Raw genomic sequence first — 18,988 nt, 5'->3', positions numbered from 1 at the left:
AGGTTTGTGTGCTCATTAACCTAGAATACCCCCTATCTACTTGATTTGTAAGTAGATAGGGGGCGTTTTCAAGTAGGTTAGCGGGTTTTCGGGGGTTAGATACTTAGGCGGCGATCATAGCGGACATGCGCATACCTGACGGGTGACCTGAGTAGCGGGCCTGAATCACAGGACACAACCGACACGACAAACAGCCAGCGATCCTGGCCTGCTCATCAGTCAGGGTCGCGGCACGGTCCATGAGTACCTGCTTAGTCACCCCCAACTCACGAGCAACCATCCCAAGGTTCTTACCGTTCTTACAAACACCGACAACCTTATCCAACGGCAGGAGTCTCTTAGCAGTCTCATACCGGACGGCCATCTCCACCGCCTCAGACTGCAACGTACTATGCCCGTACTCAATATGTGTTAGCTCATGCTCGATAGCGCACCGAGTCTGAATCTCATCCAGGCGATCATCCACCCAAATATCCACACCATCCGTACGCGCAGGCACACCATCAGGCATACGCACCCTGAAAACCAAAGCCACCAGCCAGCCCCCATAACCTCACACACCGACCCCAACGGCCAACGACTGGATTAAGGATAAGGGTGAGGGTCTGACACTTTAGCCAACAACAAAAGCTACCCGGCAGTACCCCTAGTTAGCGCTAGGCCCAAACCCACTAATGTCATCATCCCCGTCATCATCCAAATGCTCAGGCTTATGACCCATCGCAGCCAAACCAAGCATCTGCTGAGTCAAAGCCGAATCAACAGGCACCCCCAAATTCTCTTGCAACCCAGTCAGGCGACGAATCACCTCCTGCAAAAGATCAACCGTGGGCACCTTAGATAACGGATCCTTAGCACCAGAGTCGTAAGCGTCCAGTTCTTCCATCATCACGGACGAAGCCTTACGGTCCTCCTTCTGAACAAACTCCATGAAGGAACCCACGCGCCAGCCCAACGCCAACTCCAACTTATGCAACGTCCTGCTCCGCGGAATGATCCGCCCAAACTCAACATCACGCACAGTCGCATCAGAACCAAGCCCCGCGTGAACAGCGAACGCCGCCCTAGCAAACCCAAGTTCCTCACGACGCTGCTTAGCGAGCTGCCCAAGCCGGCGCTGCATAGCTTCCTGGCCGTACTCCCGCAGATCACCCATTTCGTCTTCCTCAAATTCTGTATTGATGCTCATAGCTTTCAATGTCCCCCTGGTCGTTTCTTCACGCAACGGTTGCATGTACCTGACTTTCTACTGGCAACTACGTAGGGAGTACTCGACTTTTTACCGTCAAGATACTTGCTCAACCCTTGTACCTGCTGAGAAGAGACTCACAAAAAAGTTCAAGTATCAGCAACCATCGCCCGCAGTAGCTTAGACCCTTCCCCTTGGTATCAGGCTGTCAAATGGGGTTCGAATCTACTTTCGAACGATGGGGCTACTTCCTTTAATTGGCGCGGAAGTGGGGCGTAGATACTTTGTGATACTCGAAGAAACTTGCCTCAGATACTTGTGGATACTCTTGAACACTGGCAAGATACTTGACATGAGCACAACAATGGAGGGTTTGAGGGTCGCCCCAGAACAGAAGAACCCCGAAGACATCCGAGTAGGCGAAACACTCAAATCCCTACTCCACCGGGTAGAACAAACCCCCCAGGGTTACTACCTTCCCCGCACCATCACCCACGAAGAACTCGCAAAGCAGGTCCGCACCCGCCGATCACCACGCGGCGTGTCACGCGGCTACATCACCCAGCTCTGCAACGGCGAAAAACACATGACCAACGAAGTCCTCTACGCAATCGCCCACTACCTCGGGATCAACCCAGTCGCCATCAAACAGCCCGACCCCGAACCCCAACTGCAACACCTCTTCGCCGCAGCCTGAACACCATGCTGCTCTACACACTCGAAGACCTCGCCGCCTTGTTCAAAGTCAGCCGGTCAACGATCTACCGAAGACGCAAACAAGACAACTGGCCCCACCTCCAGATCGGGTCAGAGTTCCGGTTCACACCAGAAGACGTAGAGCAAATCATCGCCCTCTACCGCAAAGAAACCCCGACCAAAGAACAAGCCCGGTCACGCCCCAACGTCGGCACCAAAGCGAAACGGAGAAACCAATGAACACCCTCACAGCACCAGCGGCCCGTCCCGAACCAGGCGAAGTGATGCGCGAATACTTCCAAGCCGCCACATGCCTCGGACGCCGCAGCACCACATGGAAGTTCCTCCGCTTCGGTGAAGAGTTCCTGACATACGTCGAACTGGGCAGGCACATCCCGGCAGGGCAAGGACGTCACCGCGAATCCCCTTACAACTCGGCCTACAACGTCGTGGAAGACGGGCGGCGGGACCAACTCAAAGCCAGGCTCATGGGACGCCGCTCCGACTGGGTACTCCGCGCATGAGCAGCACATTCGAGGAATGGCAGAAAGCCAAGCAGCGTCAAGCTGTCCTCGCCTACCAGATCGCAGCGGCAGTAGCAGCCGGCACCACGGCCCGACCCGATGACATCGAACGGTTCCAAAAAACCGAAGCCGAAATGCGGGAACTCGAAACCAAATTCTCGGAGGAATCATGACCAGCGAGATTCGCCAAATGCAGGAGCACCTGACCGTCCTCGAACAAGAACTAGCCCGAATCGAGAACGCACGATGAGCAGCAGTAACAACAACTACCGACAGGCAAACCAATGAGCCACCTCCCCGGCAACCCGCACTTTGATGAGGGCGACTACTACAACGGCAGCGAGAACTACAACCTCGCGCAAGCGACCATGGCCCTCGCATACGAGCAGCGCACCGCCAACCTCATCGCACTCTGGACAGATCCGAACGCGAACGATTCGCCCATGAATGACCTCGACTATGGAGGAATCGCGGCGCAGATCAAGGAAAGGCTGGGGCTCGCATGACCCGCCATCGTGAGCCGCGTGACTTCTTCTACTACACAGACCGGGAAGCCGCCGAAGAACACCAACAAACCCGCTACGAAGACGACGCAGACAACCACCGCAAAGGAGACAACCAATGAGCAACCGACTCCGCAACCAGGAACTCACAACCCGCCCCCGCGTCACCATCACCGGAACTCGGCTTCCTTATGCCGGACTCTTGTACAAGGTCGAAGCGATCAACGTACTTGACGGCGGCAAGCTCTCAAAGGAAGGCAACCTTCCCGAATGCCTGTACTGGGGAACCGTGTGGGCCAGACGAAACGAAACCTTCGAGAGCCTCAAGGTCGCGGCATGATCGCGCTCGTCCTAGCCGGTTGCGTCATGGCGGGCGTGTTCATCCGCTGGGCCGTAATAGAGGACCGCAAGCCATGACCGTCCAAGCAGGCATCGAGGTTGAGACGGACCTTGGGCTACTGGTCGGGGAAATGCCAGCCATCCCATGCGAACACTCACAGCACCAGACCCACCGCCACCACGGCGACCAACCAGCCAGCCATTACGTACGAGGCTTCTGCATTTGCTACGGGTGGACTGAGGCTTACGCCGCCTGCCCGCGATTTGTCGCATGGATCCAGAGCGACGCGCCGAATAGATGCCCCGAATGCAGAGCCACCTCAACAGCTACCCGGATGTTCCAAGTCTTGAGCCCGATTGGGAGCACGTCCAAATGACTTTCAACCCAGCCCCAAACCACGAGCGTTGCACAGCCACTAGGGAATACGTTGGCCCGTTCCCCGTAACAACCACCCACCACCACCCAACCTGCACCAACCCGAACACCGACAAAGAAACGAGAACCCGATGAGCCGCCACCTGGAACTAGTCCCCGCCAACGACCTCGTAAGCGGGGCATCAGTATTCAACCGCGACATGCTACTCAGCAACACCACAACCACCGAACACGAACGCCGCGCCGCAGCAAAATACCTCGCCAAAAACGCACCAGACCTCCGCCAAATGATCCTCGGGAACATCGCATGACCTGGGGATGGTTCAAGCGCAAGGCGAAACCGCAACGCCAGACGTGGGACGGCCAGCACAACCTCAAGTACGTCCTGTTTGAAAGGTTCTACGGCAGCACGCCCCAGGACTACCTCACCGGCTGGATATGGAAGTGCTCCTGCGGCACAGGAACCTCACTGCCTTTCCGATATGCCTACACGGAATCTCAGGCAGCAGCAGAGTTCGTTGAACACGCCAGGCTCTACGCATGACCCCCGCCGAGTACTACGCGGACGAGCACCGCAACCTACTCGCAGCAGCAAACCTCGCCGCAACCGTCCGCAAACAACACAACCCAGACTGCACCTGCCACGAAGACCAAGCCATCACCCAAACCATCCCCACGGAGGAAATGGAATGACCGCCACAGTAGCCGAGCCAGGAACAAGCAGCCTCCACATCTACCAAGACCTCCTGCAGGGTACGGATGAATGGTTGCAAGCACGCTGCGGGATCCTCACCGCATCAGTCATCGGCCAACTCATCACACCCAAAACCGTGAAGCCAGCATCAAACGACTACTCCCGCGCACTCACCACACACCTCGTAGCAGAACGCATCACCAGCCACGTAGAACCCGTCTACATCTCATCAGACATGGAACGCGGCAACCTCGACGAACCATACGCACGCGACATCTACTCCGAGCACTACGCGACCGCCCATGAAGTAGGTTTCATGGTCCGCGAGTACGGGTGGGGGCGCATCGGGTACTCCCCCGACGGCTTGGTGGGCGATGACGGGCTGATCGAAATCAAGTCGCGCCGGCAGAAGAAGCACCTCGCCACCATCCTCGCCGATGAAGTGCCGCTAGAGAACATGGCCCAAATCCAGACGGGCCTCCTAGTCTCCGGGCGCTCCTGGCTCGACTACATCTCCTACTGCGGAGGCATGCCCCTCTACACCAAACGCGTGTCGCCGGATCCCAAGTGGCAGACAGCCATCCTCGAAGCTGCCCGCGAGTTCGAAAACACAGCCGCCGTCATGATCGGCAACTACCGCCTCGCCACAGCAGGCAAACCCGCCACCAAACACATCGACCACTACCTCGAACCGGAGATCAAGTTTTAGCCATGGACATATCAAAAGCGCTCGTAGCCAAATCAGATTGCCTCAACGCCTCAGACCTAACCGGCGCGCCCATCGTTGCAACCATCGCGGGCGCACGGAAAGGTGACGCAGCCAAGCCCGTTGTCATCGACCTCGTTGGCATGGATGGCCGCCCATGGAAACCCTCCAAAGGCATGCTCCGCGTAATCGCCCACGCCTGGGGCGTCGAATCAGACGCATGGATTGGCCGCCTCGTGAAGCTCGTCAACAACCCCGAAGTCATCTACGCGGGCGAGAAAGTGGGCGGGGTCGAAGTCATCGCCATGTCACACATCCCGGCTGACTTCACTATCCCCGTCCGCATCAGCCAGAAGAAAGTCAAACAACACCACGTTGCGGTCCTTGCCGAACCAGCCACCGAACCCTGGCTGGCCCAATGGCAGGCAATCAAGAACGCACTAACCGCCGCGGGATACGACGGGGACTCGAAGCAGTTGCTTGCCACTGCCGGTCAGGTAATCGGCGCCAATTGGGATCACCCGAACAAGATCAGCGCTGAGGATGCGCAGAAGGTACTTGCAGCAGTGCGAGAAGACACCCCTGATGAAGCGCCCGCCTCGTAAAACCTACCCACGGTGCGCCTGCTCCAAAGTCGCCTGTGACGGTATAGACGAAGCCCGCGCAACCCGCGCCGAAATATGGGCAGCACGCGGCGGGCAAACAGAAGTCCGCTTCTACACATGCGCTTACGGGTTCACTCACTGGACCCGCCAACTCGAACCACAACAACAAAGGAACGCCGCTTGAAAACCCGCACCATCACTGTCTACACACAACCGAACTGCCAACCGTGCAAAGCAACAAAACGGTGGCTCGACAAACGAGACATCCGGTTCCAGGAAACCGATGTCACCAAACCAGAAAACGCCAAGGACGCAGAAGCCATCCGCGCACTCGGATTCAAAGAAGCACCCGTAGTCATCGTCTCAACCGGCGACCCAGAAACCGACCTCATGTGGTCCGGATTCATCCCTGACAACCTCACCAAGTACGCACACTCAACGGAAGCGGCCTAACCAAATGGCGAACGTATCAACTACCGCAAACATCGGCACCTACCACGGCCTCAAGTATGGCAACGACGGGAAACCCCGCATCAGCTTCTCAGCCGCCGAAACCGCCCGCATCAAAGACCAGTCCGGCCAATGGGTAGACGGCGGAACAACATGGTTCAACGTCACACTCTTCGGAGGCGCATCCGAAGCCCTGGACCAGCAGATCGCAGGGCAGGGAGGCAAGGGCAAGGTCACATTCTCGGGCCGCATGAGCACCCGCGAGTACGAGCACAACGGCGCAAAACGGGAATCGCTGGATGTTGTGGCTGACTCAGTTGGCCTTGTCCCGCGCAACCAGCCCGCGACCGGTCAGCAGCCGCCACGCACGCAGCAAGCCCCGCAGCAAGACCCCTGGGCCGCTCCCGCAACACAAGACGCAGGCGGCTGGGGCAACGGGCCCACCGCAGGCCCAGCCTTCTAACCCAACCAGCTAAGGGAGTGAACGCATGAGCCTCAAAGACACCATGGCCGACAACCTCGCCAACATCCGCGACTGGCACGAACGCAACCACCACAGCGCTACGTGGGCTACATGCGTTCACTCCCCCTGCAACGTCACCACAACCACATTCAGAGCCAACTGGGACACCAAATGATCACCCTCGCCAACACACGAATCACCGCCACCCGCACCCCACAAAAAGGCTGGGAATACGCCGACTGCAAACGCTGCGGCATCAACTTCCCAACCCGCAACCGCCCAACCAGCGACCGCACCCACTGCCGAGACTGCAAACACTACGCCGGGAAGGAAAGCAACTAATGGCCGGATACACCTACCACGGCAACGACACCATCCGGGCAGCACGAGAACGCAAACAACGCCTCCAAGCAGAACTCGAAGCATCCCGCCAAGCACTCAAAGAAGCACAACGCATCCAACGCGAAAACCAGCGCATCGAACAACGCATCATCGAAACCCAAAACCGCACCGCACAACTCATCGAAACACCCCGACGCTTACCCCACACCCCACTACCCGAACCACGCTACGGCGGACCACAAGGACTACTCGCAGCCACCGCCGAAGCCGCCCAACACGACCGCCAAAAAAGGAAAGCAGCATGAGCCTCGCATTGTGCCCAGTCTCCTTTGCTGCCGCATCCGAATTCGTTGAGCAGTTCCACCGACACAATAAGCCCCCGATTGGTCACAAGTTTTCCATTGGGGTTGAAAATAATGGCGTACTAGTAGGGGTGGCGATGATCGGGCGACCAGTGGCCCGGATGACGGATGACGGGTTGACGCTCGAAGTCAACCGCACCGCCACGGACGGCACGCCTAACGTCAACTCCATGCTTTATGGAGCCGCATGGAGAGCTGCCAAGGCGATGGGCTACCGACGCCTCATCACGTATACCCAACACCAGGAATCGGGTGCTTCACTGCGAGCTGCCGGCTGGGCCGTAATAGCCCAACGTCCGTCGCGGCCTGGATGGTCACGGCCGAGCCGACCGAGAGAAGACGATGGGACTTCATTCGTTCAGCGGACCTTATGGGAGGCATCGTGACCGTAGCGTCTGACCAACTACGCCGGCAGACTCGTAAGGCCGCGGACCAGGCACGCAAACAAACCATGCGGGAACAACGCGAACGCGACAAGAAAGCGAGGGTAGGTGGCTGTTAGCAAACGTCTCCGCTACGAAGTACTAAAGCGGGACAACCACACATGCCAATACTGCGGAGAGAAAGCCCCTAACGTCACACTCCACGTAGACCACGTAATCCCCGTAACACTCGGCGGTACTGACAAGCCTGACAACCTTGTCGCAGCCTGCCAAGACTGCAACCTTGGCAAGACATCAATCCCAGCAGATGCGCCGCTGGTCGCGGCAGTTGGGAAGATGGCGGCAACCTACGCCCTCGAAATGACCGAGCGAATGACCATCATCCGGGGCGACCTTGAACGCGATTCTGAGTACTTGTGCGAGTTCGAAGACGCCTGGAACGTCTGGAAGTATGACGGAACTGAGAAAACCGTCCCCCTGCCGCCCGATTATGAGAATTCCGTCTACCGGTGGGCAAAGATGGGCGTACCGATCCAGCTAATAGAGCGCGCCATCAAGACCGCCATGACTAAATCACGGCTCCGTGGACCCTTCCCGGAATTCACTTACATGGCCGGCATTGTGTGGCGGACCCTGGAAGAAACTGATGTTCCTATCGGACTGACCGAAGCAACGGTGCGACTGTACACAGCCGGCGAACTCGAAGAACGGCTCACTAACGAGCGGATCGAAGCCTACCTACAAGGATGTGCGACACGTGGCGCGTGAACATGCAAGGATTCAAACGGCGATCTGGATTGACGATGATTTCCTGGACCTGACCCCGGCAGCACAACACCTTTACCTTGTGGTGACCACGCAGATGACATTGAACTTTTGCGGGGTAACCACATGGCACGCGGGGCGCATCTCTCAGCTCGCAAACGGTTGGACTGTGGCGGCTGTTGAGGAAGCCGCTGCCGAGCTGTCGGAGCGGCTGTACCTAGTCATTGACGAGACAACAGGTGAAGTCCTCGTCAGGTCATTCATCCGCAATGACGGGTTGCTGGTGAGCCCCAACATCGCCAAGGCCATGTACCGGACATTCAGCGAGATCGGGTCACGCACGTTGCGCGGTGTGGTCGTTCACGAGTTGACGCGTAAGCACGCTGAGGAACCGCATTTGAAGGGATGGGACGTGTGCTCTGACCTGCTCACGAAGCGGGCAGTTGACCCCCGCAGTTTGGAAGTTTTCAACCCTTCCAAAACCACGGTTGAAACCCTTCCCGAAACCCTTCCGGTAACCCTTTCAAAAGAAGATCGAAACCCTTCGCCTGCTCCCTACTCCCTACTCCCTACTCCCAACTCCCCCACTCCCGACTCCCCGCAGCGAAGCAGCTACCCCGACGAGTTCGAACATGTTTGGAATCTCTACCCACTCAAACGGGACAAGAAGGCCGCGTACAAGGCTTACCTGAAAGCGTCAAAGGAAGTGACAAAAGATGCCTTGATCGAAGGGGTTGTCAGGTATCGGGATGATCCGAACCGTAAGCCACAGTTCACGAAGCATTTCAGCACGTGGCTGAACGCAGGCTCATGGGATGACGAAGCACTACCCGCCCCTGACTTGAGTGTTCAGCGCATGGACCACAGTGCGAGGGCTAAGGCGAAGGAAGCGGACATGTTGGCACGGTTCCAGGCTTCACAGGAGCAACAACAATTTTTGGGGATTGAGGCGTAATGCGTATCGAAGAGATTATTCCGATGTTGCGGTGGGTGAATGAGGCTGATCCGCGGGTGCAGTTTAATGATGCGGCTGTTGAGCAGTGGCATTATGCGTTGCGGTCGGTTGAGCCGGCTGTTGCTAAGCAGGCTGTGTTGGAGCATGTGAAGTTGAATGAGGGTGTGCCGGTTAGTCCGTCTGCTATTGCGAAGCGGGCGGCGAATATTCGGACGTCGCGTGAGGCTGGTCAGCGTGCGATTGAGCCGCCGCGTGACCGGGTGCGGCATCCGTTGTCGTGGCGGGCGCGTAATCCTGTTGAGTGGGATCGTTTGTTTGAGGCGGGGCGTGCTGAGGGTAACTCGATACGGGCGTCTGCAACGAGGGCCCGTGAAGGCGACCAGGGTGAGCATGACGATTGGATGGCAGCGTGAGTGAGTTACTGTCAGTCTGGGTTGAATCACCAACAGCCTGGATCAACTCAAACCAGCGCTTACACCGGATGGCTAAGGCGAAACTCACGGCAGCGTGGCGGGAAGCAGCAGCCGCGTCGGTTCCGGCAGGTCTGATCACGTTTGACCGGCCTGTTCGTGTGGTAGCGAACATTTGGAAACCACGACGGGGCAGGTATGACCCGAACAACCTTCACCCGACAACGAAGGCTTGTGTGGATGGTTTCGTTGATGCTGGTTTGTTTGTGGATGATGACTGGTTGCATGTGGTTGGTCCGGATCATCGGCATGGTGGTGTGGGTGATCCGGGCATTATTTTTTTCTTCACTGATCTACTTGAAAATCGCCCATCATACTTGAAAATCAAGTAGAATAGATACTAATCGGCCCGGTAGTTGAGCATCCCGGACCCCGAGCAGGAGCCGGCACAATGCCAACCCATCCGGAGCATCACAACCTCACCCACCTATTCGAACTCATCGACGGCCTTGACGAAGGATCGCAGTGGTCGTTGGTCAGGGAACTCAAACTCACCGCACACACCATCGCAAAAGACCAGGAGCAAACGCTATGAGCAGCAAAAGGCCAAGGTGTCCGATCTCCTGCAACTGTCTCTGTCACGACACCGGAGGATTCCACGGCGGAATGCATGGAGACAACGGGAGATGCCCAACCAAAGACGGAAAGCCAGTAATCGACCCTTTTGAGGACGCGGAATGAAGCAGGAAGACCGAGCGCAGCTGATCGAGATTATCCGTAGCTACGGGATCATTTCGCTGACTGCCGAGATGATAGCCGAATGCCTGGATGATGAAGGCTTCGGAAAGATTCGGGACGCAGCGTGAAACTCAAACCTCCCGCGTATCCGCCGCATTTGGCCCGGAAGCTCGCCACCCTCGCCACCACCAACCCACAACTGTTCGCACTGATTACCAAGGGGAAGAAGCCATGAGCACCGAACACGACGAACTGGCCGACCTGATCAAGTCTGAAGCTCACGTTGATTGGTTCAGCGGAACCCCTGAGGACCTCGCCAAGCTGCACGCTGCACTGGACGCCGTAGAAGACCTCTGCGCGTACTGGGAGACACTGGCAGGCGGCGACCGGCACTACGCCACAGCAGTCCGGGAAGCCATCAAACGCGGGCTAGGAGAAGACGCCTGATGTGTGAAGCAGCCCAACAACTCGCGCGTGCGCGTCACCTACTCGACCTCATGCGCGGAAACGGTGTCTACGACATCCCCCAACTCGCCCGGACCCTCAACCACCAACCATGCGAACACGAAACCAGGAGCAACACGTGAGCGAGACGCTATTCGAAGCCTCCGAAGCATGGGAGGGCGACCCGCTCCAACCAGGGCTTGAAGATCCAACTCCGTGGGAAATCGTTGCAACCCTGACCCGCGCCGAGCGTGAGAAGCGCGTTGAGTTCCTTATCGATCAGGCGCATGAAATCCACTCCGATGCCACGAAGCTTGCGGAGGGCAAACAGATCACCGCCAACGTGATCCTATTCAGCGGCGGCAACGACTCAACCGTTCTAGGGCACCTATTCAAGGACATAGCTACCCACGCAGCACACGCAAACACTGGCATAGGCATCGAAGCCACACGTCAATTCGTTCGCGATACGTGCACGTCATGGGGCTTGCCACTCATTGAGAAGCACCCTCCGACCAGTTACCGGGACCTGGTTATTGAGCGCGGATTCCCTGGCCCCGCTATGCACTTCAAGATGTATCAGCGCCTCAAGGAACGCTGCCTAGAACAGGTCCGCCGCGACCTAGTACCTAACGGACGCAGGCAACGCGTTGTGTTCATCGCAGGGCCGGCGCCGCGCCGAATCAGCACGCCGCAAAGACATCCCTCTCTATGAACGCAACCGATCAGTCATCTGGGCATCACCAATCGCCATGTGGACCAAATTCGACATGAACACCTACAGACTCATGATGGGCGACGTTCCCGTGAACATGGTTTCTGATCATGTGGGCATGTCAGGGGAATGCCTATGCGGAGCCTTCGCCAAACCAGGAGAGCTCGAAATGATCGGCACCCACTACCCGGAAGCCCGCGAACAAATCGAAGCGCTAGAACGTGATGTTCGGGCCGCTGGGCACCAAGAACCGTACTGCACATGGGGCCACGGGCAAGGCGAGCCGTCATACAAGACAGGCGCGATGTGTACCAGCTGCAACCTCGACACTGACCCGCTCTGGGAAATCATCGAACAACAAATTGACAGGAGCGCAGCGTGAGCTCAGCCATAAACCCTGACTGCCGAGACGGGAAGCACCGGGCATGCGCGGGCGACTCATGGGATGTGGACAATGATCAGCCGACAGCATGCGCCTGCGACTGTGGGCACAAGGACCAAGGAGCGGTTGCGTGACAGTAACGGTTGAGCAGTTGGAGCGGGCGTTGACGGTGTTGGATCAGGTGGTGGCGTCCGTGAACATCGGACGCGGGACCATGACCGCATCTTACGGCCCGCGCATGGGTGGCGGCTCACGGGAACACGCGCCGCTGCCCGTTGACGTTGACCTCATCGACAAAAAGGTTGCGGCACATCGCATGCTGATGGATCGGGCGCTCAAGGTGGCTATGGAAACCGACCATCCACTAACCGGACGCGACCCACACTCACTCACCAACTACCTCTACACCCGCGCCGCCTGGATCACCGGACAGCACTGGGCAGACGACTTCCACAAAGCCCTACTCACCCACGCAGAAGGGCTCGACGGGGCACGCACACGCCGCGAACCCCGAGTATTCGCCGGCAGATGCGCCGAATGCGAAACCGACCTCTACGCCACCAAAGGCCAACCCGAAGCACGCTGCACAACCTGCGGCACCACATACGAAGTCCTCAAATGGCGGGCCCACGCAAAAACCGCACTCAACTACTACATCGGCACACCAGCAGAACTATCCCGCGCACTCGCAGCACCCGAATACGGAATCAACATCACCGTAGACCGCATCTGGCGATGGGGAAACCGCAACAAACTCGAACGAGCCAACGACCAACACGACCCACAAGGCCAACCGCTAAAACCCAAATACCGGCTCTCAGACGTACTCGACCTCCACCACAAAGCCAAGAAAAAACCAATCGACGGGACAGCAGCATGAACCTCACCTGGTTCGAGAAGCTACCCGACATGGACGCATACAGGGTCAACGGACAATACGCACCATACGCACTCAACGCCCGAGACGTAAGATTCACCGACGCGGAACTCATGGCCGAGTACCACAAACTCGATTGCCGCCTATACCAGCGGCAATACAACGAGGTCTGCTCAGGCGACGATTACACCGAGGAAAGTTGGGAACGGCACGCCCACATGCAAAACACGATCTACCGCTTCGCAGAGGCTCCACACTTCGACGAAAACCAATCTACTTGAAAATTAAGTAGAAACACCTTGCAATCAAGTAGTTTGTCGAGTATTCTGTGAATAGTGGATCAATAGCACTTCGGTAGCTATCCAGTCCGCACCACCGCAAGGCCGGGAACGTAACAGTCCCGGCCTTTTGCGTACCCACGCACGGGAGGCCCAACATGGCTGCTGATCTGGACAAACCCACGCTCAACGCATCCCACCGTTGCGACGCGTGCGGTAGCAGAGCGTATGTGCGGGTCAACATCGAAACTGGGATCAACGAAGCCGGGTACGTCGATAACGGTGAACTGTTCTGGTGCCGTCATCACGCCAACGAGCACATGCCCGTGATCAAAGCCCGCTGCAACGTCCTCCACCTGTTGGACGAAACCCGGTTCCTCACCGACCACATCAAAGATGATCACTGGGTTGAGGGTCAAGCAGCTAAGAAACCAGGAACATGACTTACAAGCACACGCCGAGTCTCCGCACGATAGCCGAGAACGCCGACGCCGAACTACTCACCGGCTGCTACACAACACTCAACACCGCGCTCGACGGCCTACAAACCCAGCCGGCACGGTCCGCGATCATCCGCGCACTCCAAAACATCAACGGCGCCCGAAAAAACATCGGACCCGCATAACCAACCACACCATAGGAGCAGATATGGCGACGCAAGTAGAAATAGTCAACCCCAAACTTGATGGCACAGAAGCCGCAACCCGAATCATCGGCAGCCTATTCGGGCTCGCGTACCGCGTCCTTTTCATCTGGTGGGCAGTAGCAGTATGGTTCCCGGAACTTGGCCTCACATACTGGCAGCTTGTCCTCCCGGTCTACGCAGTTCGGATGCTCATCGGCAAGGCGAGCATCAAGCGAACCGCTAAGCGCTAATAGATTTCCTGCACATGGTTAAGCGTGGTGACGTACCCCCTGGTTTCCGCCAACGTCAAGCCCGAAGCCGCTGCTCATCGGCGATGGGCTGCCATGTGCAGGAACAAACTTCCCCACCAGTACGGCTGAGGGAAGATCACTTGCCCTCCCCGGGCTCATATAACGATCCTGGGGCTCGGGCACGGGCTGAACGAATACGCGGGCTTAATCGCAGGCGTGCAGGAGTTCAGCAGGTTCGATTCCTGCCAGCCCACGAGACAGCGAACACCCCCAGCTAATCAGCTAAACGCAGTGTGGGCCGAGCAAGTACCTGTCACACCTTCCAATGAGCAATGGAGAACCCAATGAGCAGAGCCAAAGGCTGCATAATCAGCCGAGTCATGAACGAAGGCGACCAAGCCGACCGTGAAGCACTCCAAACCCTGCTCAACTCTGACGCAACAAACATCGGCGTCGCCCGCACACTCACTGACGCTGGTGTGCCACTCAGCGAGCACGCGATACGACGGCACCGGAAAGCCGACTGCTCATGCGGGTGGCTCTAAATGGGTGCCCTCGCGAAACGGTTAGCGCCGAAGATCGCGCCCGCCGCTGCCAAGCAGGTACGGATCCTTACGCTTGATATTGAGAACGCGCCTAACCTAGCTCACGTGTGGGGTTTGTTCAATCAGAACATCAGCCTCTCCCAGTTGCAGGAAACCGCGACCGTCATCAGCGTCGCGGCCAAATGGTACCAAGACAAAGAAGTTCTGTTCTTTAGCGACCACCACGACGGTCACGCCGAGATGATCACTAAGATCCACGCGCTCGTCTCCGAAGCTGACCTGATCGTCGGATACAACAGTGCCGGGTTCGACATGAAACACCTCAACCGCGAATTCATCCTCGCCGGCCTCAACCCGCCCGCACCATACAAAAACGTTGACCTTCTCCAGACAGTCCGCAAGCAGTTCAAGTTCTCGTCAGGGAAACTCGACCACGTAGCCCAACAACTCGGACTAGGCAAGAAAACCAGCCACATGGGCCACGAACTATGGGTACGGTGCTTGGCCGGTGACGACAAAGCGTGGGACCTCATGCGGAAGTACAACATGCAAGACGTTGTACTCACCGAGAAACTGTACGACCGGTTACGCGCATGGATCCCCAACCACCCGCACCTGAGCATGTACACAGGCGAGGAATGGGGCTGCCCAGTCTGCGGCAACAAAGACCTCTCCAAGTTCCGGGCAGGCACCTCATACGCCAACGTACAGCGATACCGCATGTACCAATGCACGTGTGGCCACTGGGTGCGCGGAACCAAGAAACTCCAAGACGCCACACAAACCAGGAGCGCACGGTGAAACGTCCGCTGCTGTACCACAAGCCGCGCCGCTGGTTACGAATATGGGGGCCGCTGAACCCCAAGTGTTGGCATGGGCCACGCTAACCAACACTTATAACCATCGCCGCTATTCTCTGGCTTTGGTTATACAAGCCTAGACAGTCAAGCACGCTGAAAGGTTGGTGGCACTGTCTCCCGCGCAGGGTCAAGCGCACGCCCACGCTGAGAAGCAGTCGGCACACAACTGAATAGTGGCTGGCGAACATGAGCGTCAGCCACGTGGGAGTAGAAGAGTCAAGGTGACAGGGCTGGCTGTAAACCAGTCCACGGCAGGTTCGATTCCTGCTGCTCCCACCGACGCCGCATAGCCGGACCCTTTACGGGTGAATTGCGGAGTACCAGCCCTGTTGACGTAAGCATCTGACGGCGTGCTTACCGAGGGGCTGACTACAACTTACAACCCTACTGACCTTTGGAGGCTGCGATGCTCACTGGTCAGGTAGGGCTCGTAGCGGACAAACGATTCTGGATGGGCCGCGCGATCCTCCGCATCACCCGCTGGCAATACCACCACGTGGTCATAGCGACCAGTGACACGCACTGCATCAGCTCCGAACCAGGCGCCACGCGACGCAGGTTGATAAGCGACTACACCAACATTGTCTGGTCCCAATACGCCATGACCGAGAAACAAGCACACCTCATCGCCGGGATAGCAGAACACTCCATCGGCGTTAAATACGACTACCTCGCCTGTGTCGCGCACGCTGTAGCTGCCATCACCCGCGTTGACACACCACTGCGGATCCAGACGTGGCTCGCTCAACGCGCACCCACCACCTGCTCCGCACTCGCTCAAGTAGCAGTCAACGCGGCAGGGCTACGCACACCACACGCACCACTACCCACACCCAACGACTGGCACCTGTTGTACCGGGCACGAGGATGGGTAGATGCCTGACCCTTGGCGTGTATGCACCAACCCCGCATGCCCCGACCTACACCAAGGAACAGGGCGCTGCCCCAAATGCAGAAGCACAGCAGAACACACACGCAGACCAGACGGCAACCCATACGCAACAGCAGGACACCGCAGGTTCAGGACAGCAGTCCTAACCCGCGACCCCATCTGCGTACTCTGTGGCATCAGCATCAGCACCATAGCCGACCACCACCCACATGAACGACGCGACCTCGTAGCACGCGGGCTCAACCCAGACGACCCCCAGTACGGACGCGGCCTATGCAAACACTGCCACGACACAAAGACTGCCGCGACCAACCCCTCAGGATGGAACCGACCAACCTGACAACACAGGGGCACCCCAGGGGTGGCGGGTACCCCCTCGACACGCCCCATAGCTAACCCGCCGGGGAGGGGAAAAAAACCTCGGGCGGGTTCAAAGGGTTTTTGGCCGGCCTGTCAAGGGCCCTAGTTTTCCTGATTGGAGGGTCTGCGATGTCTCGTGGTGGTAGTAGGGCGCGGAGTGGACCTGCCCCTGATTTGGATGCTTTTGCTCGTGAGCGTGACGCTGCGGATTGGGTGGTGTTGCCTGATTCTTGGCCGCATCCTGCGCCGGAGTGGCCGTTGGATAACCCTGATGATCTTGAGACTGGCGCGCCGTTGTTTCGGCATGAGCGTGAGTTGGAGTTGTGGGGGAAGTTGTGGTCCCAGGGGCAGGCTCCTGCATGGATTTTGGATAAGCAAGAAACGGCTGTTGCGTTGTATGTGCGGTTGTTGACGGTTATTGAGGCGACTATCAGTGTGAAGTCTGCTCCGTTGTTGGCTGAGTTGCGCCGGCAGCAGGAGATGTTGGGGCTGTCTACGGATGGTTTGTTGCGGAATAAGTGGCGCTTCAAGGGCCATTCTGGCGTTTCTGCTGCTGCGGAGGTCGAGGAACCTTCCGGTAAGAAAGCGAAGGCGGGGAACGTGACTGATTTGTTTTCTGGGGTAAAGGTCCGTGGAGCATGATTACACCATCCCGAAGATTCACATGGGCCGGCTGGCTACGGGGTGGATCCGGGCTCACTGTGTAGTCCCTGAGGGTGATACTGCCGGGGATCCGTTTACGCCGACCATCGACCACGCCGTTTACCTTGCTAACTACTATGAGGTTCGTCCGACTGCGAAGGTTGGCGAGAAGAACGTTGCGTTCGCTCATCGTGTTGGTTTGTGGATGGCTGCTCAGAAGATTGGCAAGTCTCCTGGTATCGCTTCGCAGGCTGTGTTTGAGTTCGTTGGCCCTGCCTTGTTTAACGGGTTTGCCGAGTTTGGGCAGGCGTACAGGTGCAAGGACTTCGGTTGCCCGTGCGGTTGGGAGTATGAGTATGCCAAGGGTGAGCCTATGGGGCGCCCGTGGGCTACTCCACGTATTCAGATTGCCGCGGTTGTTGAGGATCAGGTTGAGAACACTTGGGGCGCTCTTGTCCCGATGATCGATAACGGTCCTTTGGCGAACTTACTGAAAACGGGTGAGGCTTTCATTAAGCACCCGAATAAGAACCGTGATTCGCGGATTGAGACTGTGACTTCCAAGGCTGATGGTCGTCTTGGTGCGCGTATTTCGCATGCGTTCCCGGATGAGATTGGGTTGTGGAACGACTCGAACAAGATGAAGAAGTTTTTCCGTACTTTGGCGCGTGGCGCTGCTGGTATGGGTGGGCGGATGTCTTGCTCTACGAACTGTTATGACCCTGCTGAGGATTCGCAGGCGCAGGCGTTGTATGAGTCGCGGCAGAAGGATGTTTATAAGCATTACTTCCCGCCTGATCCGAACCTGAATTTTAAGTTGAAGGCTGATCGGAAGAAGATTTTCGCGTTCAACTATAAGCATTCGCCGTGGGTTGATATCCGTTCGATTGAGGCTGAGGCCGCGTCGGTTATGGAGCAGAACCCGGCTGAGGCTGAACGGTTTTTTGGTAACCGGATCGTGGCTGGTTCTCGGTCGTGGTTGCAGCCTGGTCAGTGGGAATCGCGGAAGGCTGTTACGTCCGTGAAGCCGCGAACTAAGGTTTGTGCTGGTTTTGATGGTTCGGAAACGAATGACGTTACTGGTATCCGGTTGGAGACTTTGGACTTTCATCAGTTCACGCCCCGTTATTTCGATGGGGAGCGTTCAACCATTTGGGATCCGCGGGACTGGGATGGTCGTGTTCCGCGTCCTGAGATTCATCGGGCGTGGGAAGACATCAATAACCAGTTTGAGATTGTTCGCGCTTACTGTGACCCGTTCAAGTTTGAGACTGAGCTTGATGAGTGGAAGGCCCGGTATGGCGAGAAGGTGTTTTTTGAGTGGCGGACGAACCGTATTACTCAGATGCATGCCTCGCTTGAGAGGTTCAAAACGGATGTTGTTGAGCCTGATTCTAAGTTCAGTCATGACGGTTGTGAAACGACTGGGTTTCATGTGCGCAACGCGGTAGAGCGTGCCCGTCCGGGGCAGTCTTACATTCTGGGTAAGGCGTCTGAGATGCAGAAAATTGACCTTGCTATGTCGTCTGTTTTGGCGCATGAGGCGGCGGCTGAGGCTGTGGCGTCTGGTGCTGGTGCGGATAACCCAACTTACGGCGTTTACTTCGGATAGGGAGT

39 protein-coding genes, 1 tRNA gene and 1 pseudogene are annotated in these 18,988 nt (G+C 57.4%); 40 read left to right on the top strand and 1 reads right to left on the bottom strand.

Annotation, left to right across the window (positions count from 1 at the left end):
* Positions 1 to 646: 646 nt before the first annotated feature.
* On the bottom strand, positions 647 to 1,189 hold the full coding sequence (locus tag LDP01_RS01420) for a helix-turn-helix domain-containing protein (RefSeq protein ID WP_224089762.1): 543 nt from the start codon (positions 1,187 to 1,189) through the stop codon (positions 647 to 649).
* A 352-nt stretch (positions 1,190 to 1,541) separates the two neighbouring features.
* Between LDP01_RS01420 and LDP01_RS01415 the strand changes: the two genes are divergently transcribed.
* The 40 genes and pseudogenes from LDP01_RS01415 (at position 1,542) to LDP01_RS01235 (ending at position 18,983) form a co-directional block, all read left to right on the top strand.
* Complete coding sequence (locus LDP01_RS01415; protein ID WP_224089761.1) at positions 1,542 to 1,886, top strand: helix-turn-helix domain-containing protein; 345 nt, start codon at positions 1,542 to 1,544, stop codon at positions 1,884 to 1,886.
* A 5-nt stretch (positions 1,887 to 1,891) separates the two neighbouring features.
* The gene (locus LDP01_RS01410; RefSeq protein ID WP_224089760.1) at positions 1,892 to 2,125 is read left to right on the top strand and encodes a helix-turn-helix domain-containing protein; all 234 of its coding nucleotides are present in this window, start codon (positions 1,892 to 1,894) and stop codon (positions 2,123 to 2,125) included.
* Positions 2,122 to 2,409 carry a hypothetical protein gene (locus LDP01_RS01405; RefSeq protein ID WP_224089759.1) on the top strand — a complete coding sequence of 96 codons (288 nt, stop codon included), beginning with the start codon at positions 2,122 to 2,124 and terminating at the stop codon, positions 2,407 to 2,409. The genes LDP01_RS01410 and LDP01_RS01405 overlap by 4 nt, the downstream gene beginning before the upstream one ends.
* Positions 2,406 to 2,582 (top strand): hypothetical protein, encoded by a 177-nt coding sequence (locus LDP01_RS01400; protein WP_224089758.1) that lies wholly within the window; start codon positions 2,406 to 2,408, stop codon positions 2,580 to 2,582. Before LDP01_RS01405 ends, LDP01_RS01400 begins: the two co-directional genes overlap by 4 nt.
* 111 nt (positions 2,583 to 2,693) lie before the next feature.
* Complete coding sequence (locus tag LDP01_RS01395; RefSeq protein ID WP_224089757.1) at positions 2,694 to 2,915, top strand: hypothetical protein; 222 nt, start codon at positions 2,694 to 2,696, stop codon at positions 2,913 to 2,915.
* Positions 2,912 to 3,034, top strand: a complete 123-nt coding sequence (locus LDP01_RS23250; protein ID WP_263433726.1) for a hypothetical protein — start codon at positions 2,912 to 2,914, stop codon at positions 3,032 to 3,034. The genes LDP01_RS01395 and LDP01_RS23250 overlap by 4 nt, the downstream gene beginning before the upstream one ends.
* Positions 3,031 to 3,252, top strand: coding sequence for a hypothetical protein (locus LDP01_RS01390; protein WP_224089756.1), 222 nt, complete (start codon positions 3,031 to 3,033; stop codon positions 3,250 to 3,252). The genes LDP01_RS23250 and LDP01_RS01390 overlap by 4 nt, the downstream gene beginning before the upstream one ends.
* Before the next feature lie 506 nt (positions 3,253 to 3,758).
* The gene (locus tag LDP01_RS01385) at positions 3,759 to 3,938 is read left to right on the top strand and encodes a hypothetical protein (protein WP_224089755.1); all 180 of its coding nucleotides are present in this window, start codon (positions 3,759 to 3,761) and stop codon (positions 3,936 to 3,938) included.
* Positions 3,935 to 4,171: a hypothetical protein gene (locus LDP01_RS01380; protein WP_224089754.1), complete on the top strand. Its 237-nt coding sequence runs from the start codon at positions 3,935 to 3,937 to the stop codon at positions 4,169 to 4,171. Before LDP01_RS01385 ends, LDP01_RS01380 begins: the two co-directional genes overlap by 4 nt.
* Positions 4,168 to 4,320: a hypothetical protein gene (locus tag LDP01_RS01375; RefSeq protein ID WP_224089753.1), complete on the top strand. Its 153-nt coding sequence runs from the start codon at positions 4,168 to 4,170 to the stop codon at positions 4,318 to 4,320. The genes LDP01_RS01380 and LDP01_RS01375 overlap by 4 nt, the downstream gene beginning before the upstream one ends.
* On the top strand, positions 4,317 to 5,030 hold the full coding sequence (locus LDP01_RS01370) for a lambda exonuclease family protein (RefSeq protein WP_224089752.1): 714 nt from the start codon (positions 4,317 to 4,319) through the stop codon (positions 5,028 to 5,030). Before LDP01_RS01375 ends, LDP01_RS01370 begins: the two co-directional genes overlap by 4 nt.
* A gap of 2 nt (positions 5,031 to 5,032) precedes the next feature.
* The gene (locus LDP01_RS01365) at positions 5,033 to 5,632 is read left to right on the top strand and encodes a hypothetical protein (protein WP_224089751.1); all 600 of its coding nucleotides are present in this window, start codon (positions 5,033 to 5,035) and stop codon (positions 5,630 to 5,632) included.
* A gap of 180 nt (positions 5,633 to 5,812) precedes the next feature.
* Positions 5,813 to 6,085, top strand: coding sequence for a glutaredoxin domain-containing protein (locus LDP01_RS01360; protein WP_224089750.1), 273 nt, complete (start codon positions 5,813 to 5,815; stop codon positions 6,083 to 6,085).
* Positions 6,086 to 6,089: 4 nt separating this feature from the next.
* Positions 6,090 to 6,545: a single-stranded DNA-binding protein gene (locus LDP01_RS01355; RefSeq protein ID WP_224089749.1), complete on the top strand. Its 456-nt coding sequence runs from the start codon at positions 6,090 to 6,092 to the stop codon at positions 6,543 to 6,545.
* A gap of 25 nt (positions 6,546 to 6,570) precedes the next feature.
* Positions 6,571 to 6,720: a hypothetical protein gene (locus LDP01_RS01350; RefSeq protein ID WP_224089748.1), complete on the top strand. Its 150-nt coding sequence runs from the start codon at positions 6,571 to 6,573 to the stop codon at positions 6,718 to 6,720.
* Entirely contained in the window at positions 6,717 to 6,887 is a 171-nt protein-coding gene (locus LDP01_RS01345; RefSeq protein WP_224089747.1) for a hypothetical protein, read from the top strand. Before LDP01_RS01350 ends, LDP01_RS01345 begins: the two co-directional genes overlap by 4 nt.
* The gene (locus LDP01_RS01340; protein WP_224089746.1) at positions 6,887 to 7,192 is read left to right on the top strand and encodes a hypothetical protein; all 306 of its coding nucleotides are present in this window, start codon (positions 6,887 to 6,889) and stop codon (positions 7,190 to 7,192) included. The genes LDP01_RS01345 and LDP01_RS01340 overlap by 1 nt, the downstream gene beginning before the upstream one ends.
* Positions 7,189 to 7,635 (top strand): XF1762 family protein, encoded by a 447-nt coding sequence (locus LDP01_RS23570; RefSeq protein WP_346658886.1) that lies wholly within the window; start codon positions 7,189 to 7,191, stop codon positions 7,633 to 7,635. The genes LDP01_RS01340 and LDP01_RS23570 overlap by 4 nt, the downstream gene beginning before the upstream one ends.
* Positions 7,636 to 7,740: 105 nt before the next feature.
* Positions 7,741 to 7,914 (top strand): annotated as a pseudogene (locus tag LDP01_RS23845) (HNH endonuclease); the annotation flags it as partial.
* Positions 7,915 to 7,968: 54 nt separating this feature from the next.
* Positions 7,969 to 8,400, top strand: coding sequence for a hypothetical protein (locus LDP01_RS01330; RefSeq protein WP_224091202.1), 432 nt, complete (start codon positions 7,969 to 7,971; stop codon positions 8,398 to 8,400).
* Positions 8,390 to 9,352: an LvrA C-terminal domain-related protein gene (locus LDP01_RS01325; protein ID WP_224089744.1), complete on the top strand. Its 963-nt coding sequence runs from the start codon at positions 8,390 to 8,392 to the stop codon at positions 9,350 to 9,352. The genes LDP01_RS01330 and LDP01_RS01325 overlap by 11 nt, the downstream gene beginning before the upstream one ends.
* Entirely contained in the window at positions 9,352 to 9,765 is a 414-nt protein-coding gene (locus LDP01_RS01320) for a hypothetical protein (protein WP_224089742.1), read from the top strand. Before LDP01_RS01325 ends, LDP01_RS01320 begins: the two co-directional genes overlap by 1 nt.
* Positions 9,762 to 10,154 (top strand): hypothetical protein, encoded by a 393-nt coding sequence (locus LDP01_RS01315; protein ID WP_224089740.1) that lies wholly within the window; start codon positions 9,762 to 9,764, stop codon positions 10,152 to 10,154. The genes LDP01_RS01320 and LDP01_RS01315 overlap by 4 nt, the downstream gene beginning before the upstream one ends.
* A gap of 59 nt (positions 10,155 to 10,213) precedes the next feature.
* A complete protein-coding gene (locus tag LDP01_RS01310; protein WP_224089739.1) occupies positions 10,214 to 10,357 on the top strand; it encodes a hypothetical protein in 144 nt (47 codons plus the stop codon).
* Between the two features lie 142 nt (positions 10,358 to 10,499).
* Positions 10,500 to 10,628, top strand: a complete 129-nt coding sequence (locus tag LDP01_RS23245) for a hypothetical protein (protein ID WP_263433724.1) — start codon at positions 10,500 to 10,502, stop codon at positions 10,626 to 10,628.
* Positions 10,629 to 10,731: 103 nt separating this feature from the next.
* A complete protein-coding gene (locus LDP01_RS01305) occupies positions 10,732 to 10,947 on the top strand; it encodes a hypothetical protein (RefSeq protein WP_224089737.1) in 216 nt (71 codons plus the stop codon).
* Positions 10,947 to 11,087, top strand: a complete 141-nt coding sequence (locus LDP01_RS01300; RefSeq protein WP_224089735.1) for a hypothetical protein — start codon at positions 10,947 to 10,949, stop codon at positions 11,085 to 11,087. Before LDP01_RS01305 ends, LDP01_RS01300 begins: the two co-directional genes overlap by 1 nt.
* The gene (locus LDP01_RS01295; RefSeq protein WP_224089734.1) at positions 11,084 to 11,659 is read left to right on the top strand and encodes a hypothetical protein; all 576 of its coding nucleotides are present in this window, start codon (positions 11,084 to 11,086) and stop codon (positions 11,657 to 11,659) included. Before LDP01_RS01300 ends, LDP01_RS01295 begins: the two co-directional genes overlap by 4 nt.
* Before the next feature lie 55 nt (positions 11,660 to 11,714).
* The gene (locus tag LDP01_RS01290) at positions 11,715 to 12,041 is read left to right on the top strand and encodes a hypothetical protein (RefSeq protein WP_224089733.1); all 327 of its coding nucleotides are present in this window, start codon (positions 11,715 to 11,717) and stop codon (positions 12,039 to 12,041) included.
* A gap of 130 nt (positions 12,042 to 12,171) precedes the next feature.
* Positions 12,172 to 12,921, top strand: a complete 750-nt coding sequence (locus LDP01_RS01285; RefSeq protein WP_224089732.1) for a hypothetical protein — start codon at positions 12,172 to 12,174, stop codon at positions 12,919 to 12,921.
* The gene (locus LDP01_RS01280) at positions 12,918 to 13,199 is read left to right on the top strand and encodes a hypothetical protein (RefSeq protein ID WP_224089731.1); all 282 of its coding nucleotides are present in this window, start codon (positions 12,918 to 12,920) and stop codon (positions 13,197 to 13,199) included. Before LDP01_RS01285 ends, LDP01_RS01280 begins: the two co-directional genes overlap by 4 nt.
* Before the next feature lie 155 nt (positions 13,200 to 13,354).
* Positions 13,355 to 13,639, top strand: a complete 285-nt coding sequence (locus LDP01_RS01275; protein ID WP_224089730.1) for a DUF7455 domain-containing protein — start codon at positions 13,355 to 13,357, stop codon at positions 13,637 to 13,639.
* Complete coding sequence (locus LDP01_RS01270) at positions 13,636 to 13,821, top strand: hypothetical protein (RefSeq protein WP_224089729.1); 186 nt, start codon at positions 13,636 to 13,638, stop codon at positions 13,819 to 13,821. Before LDP01_RS01275 ends, LDP01_RS01270 begins: the two co-directional genes overlap by 4 nt.
* A gap of 23 nt (positions 13,822 to 13,844) precedes the next feature.
* The gene (locus tag LDP01_RS01265; protein WP_224089728.1) at positions 13,845 to 14,072 is read left to right on the top strand and encodes a hypothetical protein; all 228 of its coding nucleotides are present in this window, start codon (positions 13,845 to 13,847) and stop codon (positions 14,070 to 14,072) included.
* Positions 14,073 to 14,416: 344 nt separating this feature from the next.
* Positions 14,417 to 14,617: a hypothetical protein gene (locus LDP01_RS01260; protein ID WP_224089727.1), complete on the top strand. Its 201-nt coding sequence runs from the start codon at positions 14,417 to 14,419 to the stop codon at positions 14,615 to 14,617.
* Between the two features lie 105 nt (positions 14,618 to 14,722).
* On the top strand, positions 14,723 to 15,418 hold the full coding sequence (locus LDP01_RS01255) for a ribonuclease H-like domain-containing protein (RefSeq protein WP_224089726.1): 696 nt from the start codon (positions 14,723 to 14,725) through the stop codon (positions 15,416 to 15,418).
* Between the two features lie 262 nt (positions 15,419 to 15,680).
* A tRNA-OTHER gene (locus LDP01_RS01250) sits at positions 15,681 to 15,753 on the top strand.
* Positions 15,754 to 15,883: 130 nt separating this feature from the next.
* Entirely contained in the window at positions 15,884 to 16,360 is a 477-nt protein-coding gene (locus tag LDP01_RS01245) for a hypothetical protein (RefSeq protein WP_224089725.1), read from the top strand.
* A 543-nt stretch (positions 16,361 to 16,903) separates the two neighbouring features.
* Complete coding sequence (locus LDP01_RS01240) at positions 16,904 to 17,371, top strand: hypothetical protein (protein ID WP_224089723.1); 468 nt, start codon at positions 16,904 to 16,906, stop codon at positions 17,369 to 17,371.
* A complete protein-coding gene (locus LDP01_RS01235; protein ID WP_224089722.1) occupies positions 17,361 to 18,983 on the top strand; it encodes a terminase large subunit domain-containing protein in 1,623 nt (540 codons plus the stop codon). The genes LDP01_RS01240 and LDP01_RS01235 overlap by 11 nt, the downstream gene beginning before the upstream one ends.
* Positions 18,984 to 18,988 lie beyond the last annotated feature (5 nt).

This window comes from Arthrobacter sp. StoSoilB13, from assembly GCF_019977255.1.
Lineage (GTDB): Bacteria > Actinomycetota > Actinomycetes > Actinomycetales > Micrococcaceae > Arthrobacter.
Note: the sequence above shows the minus strand (reverse complement) of the source record. Positions and strands in the feature narration are given on the sequence as shown.

What these genes read in the sequence shown, in the direction of transcription:
- LDP01_RS01340 (WP_224089746.1), top strand. Translation starts at nt 6,887, where the DNA reads ATGGCCGGATACACCTACCACGGCAACGACACCATCCGGGCAGCACGA.
- LDP01_RS01365 (WP_224089751.1), top strand. Translation starts at nt 5,033, where the DNA reads ATGGACATATCAAAAGCGCTCGTAGCCAAATCAGATTGCCTCAACGCC.
- LDP01_RS23250 (WP_263433726.1), top strand. Translation starts at nt 2,912, where the DNA reads ATGACCCGCCATCGTGAGCCGCGTGACTTCTTCTACTACACAGACCGG.
- LDP01_RS01405 (WP_224089759.1), top strand. Translation starts at nt 2,122, where the DNA reads ATGAACACCCTCACAGCACCAGCGGCCCGTCCCGAACCAGGCGAAGTG.
- LDP01_RS01290 (WP_224089733.1), top strand. Translation starts at nt 11,715, where the DNA reads ATGAACACCTACAGACTCATGATGGGCGACGTTCCCGTGAACATGGTT.
- LDP01_RS01275 (WP_224089730.1), top strand. Translation starts at nt 13,355, where the DNA reads ATGGCTGCTGATCTGGACAAACCCACGCTCAACGCATCCCACCGTTGC.
- LDP01_RS01280 (WP_224089731.1), top strand. Translation starts at nt 12,918, where the DNA reads ATGAACCTCACCTGGTTCGAGAAGCTACCCGACATGGACGCATACAGG.
- LDP01_RS01345 (WP_224089747.1), top strand. Translation starts at nt 6,717, where the DNA reads ATGATCACCCTCGCCAACACACGAATCACCGCCACCCGCACCCCACAA.
- LDP01_RS01395 (WP_224089757.1), top strand. Translation starts at nt 2,694, where the DNA reads ATGAGCCACCTCCCCGGCAACCCGCACTTTGATGAGGGCGACTACTAC.
- LDP01_RS01300 (WP_224089735.1), top strand. Translation starts at nt 10,947, where the DNA reads ATGTGTGAAGCAGCCCAACAACTCGCGCGTGCGCGTCACCTACTCGAC.
- LDP01_RS01375 (WP_224089753.1), top strand. Translation starts at nt 4,168, where the DNA reads ATGACCCCCGCCGAGTACTACGCGGACGAGCACCGCAACCTACTCGCA.
- LDP01_RS01355 (WP_224089749.1), top strand. Translation starts at nt 6,090, where the DNA reads ATGGCGAACGTATCAACTACCGCAAACATCGGCACCTACCACGGCCTC.
- LDP01_RS01305 (WP_224089737.1), top strand. Translation starts at nt 10,732, where the DNA reads ATGAGCACCGAACACGACGAACTGGCCGACCTGATCAAGTCTGAAGCT.
- LDP01_RS01350 (WP_224089748.1), top strand. Translation starts at nt 6,571, where the DNA reads ATGAGCCTCAAAGACACCATGGCCGACAACCTCGCCAACATCCGCGAC.
- LDP01_RS01415 (WP_224089761.1), top strand. Translation starts at nt 1,542, where the DNA reads ATGAGCACAACAATGGAGGGTTTGAGGGTCGCCCCAGAACAGAAGAAC.
- LDP01_RS23570 (WP_346658886.1), top strand. Translation starts at nt 7,189, where the DNA reads ATGAGCCTCGCATTGTGCCCAGTCTCCTTTGCTGCCGCATCCGAATTC.
- LDP01_RS01245 (WP_224089725.1), top strand. Translation starts at nt 15,884, where the DNA reads ATGCTCACTGGTCAGGTAGGGCTCGTAGCGGACAAACGATTCTGGATG.
- LDP01_RS01270 (WP_224089729.1), top strand. Translation starts at nt 13,636, where the DNA reads ATGACTTACAAGCACACGCCGAGTCTCCGCACGATAGCCGAGAACGCC.
- LDP01_RS01370 (WP_224089752.1), top strand. Translation starts at nt 4,317, where the DNA reads ATGACCGCCACAGTAGCCGAGCCAGGAACAAGCAGCCTCCACATCTAC.
- LDP01_RS01380 (WP_224089754.1), top strand. Translation starts at nt 3,935, where the DNA reads ATGACCTGGGGATGGTTCAAGCGCAAGGCGAAACCGCAACGCCAGACG.
- LDP01_RS01420 (WP_224089762.1), bottom strand. Translation starts at nt 1,189, where the DNA reads ATGAGCATCAATACAGAATTTGAGGAAGACGAAATGGGTGATCTGCGG.
- LDP01_RS01320 (WP_224089742.1), top strand. Translation starts at nt 9,352, where the DNA reads ATGCGTATCGAAGAGATTATTCCGATGTTGCGGTGGGTGAATGAGGCT.
- LDP01_RS01410 (WP_224089760.1), top strand. Translation starts at nt 1,892, where the DNA reads ATGCTGCTCTACACACTCGAAGACCTCGCCGCCTTGTTCAAAGTCAGC.
- LDP01_RS01265 (WP_224089728.1), top strand. Translation starts at nt 13,845, where the DNA reads ATGGCGACGCAAGTAGAAATAGTCAACCCCAAACTTGATGGCACAGAA.
- LDP01_RS01260 (WP_224089727.1), top strand. Translation starts at nt 14,417, where the DNA reads ATGAGCAGAGCCAAAGGCTGCATAATCAGCCGAGTCATGAACGAAGGC.
- LDP01_RS01390 (WP_224089756.1), top strand. Translation starts at nt 3,031, where the DNA reads ATGAGCAACCGACTCCGCAACCAGGAACTCACAACCCGCCCCCGCGTC.
- LDP01_RS01385 (WP_224089755.1), top strand. Translation starts at nt 3,759, where the DNA reads ATGAGCCGCCACCTGGAACTAGTCCCCGCCAACGACCTCGTAAGCGGG.
- LDP01_RS23245 (WP_263433724.1), top strand. Translation starts at nt 10,500, where the DNA reads ATGAAGCAGGAAGACCGAGCGCAGCTGATCGAGATTATCCGTAGCTAC.
- LDP01_RS01310 (WP_224089739.1), top strand. Translation starts at nt 10,214, where the DNA reads ATGCCAACCCATCCGGAGCATCACAACCTCACCCACCTATTCGAACTC.
- LDP01_RS01400 (WP_224089758.1), top strand. Translation starts at nt 2,406, where the DNA reads ATGAGCAGCACATTCGAGGAATGGCAGAAAGCCAAGCAGCGTCAAGCT.
- LDP01_RS01330 (WP_224091202.1), top strand. Translation starts at nt 7,969, where the DNA reads ATGGCGGCAACCTACGCCCTCGAAATGACCGAGCGAATGACCATCATC.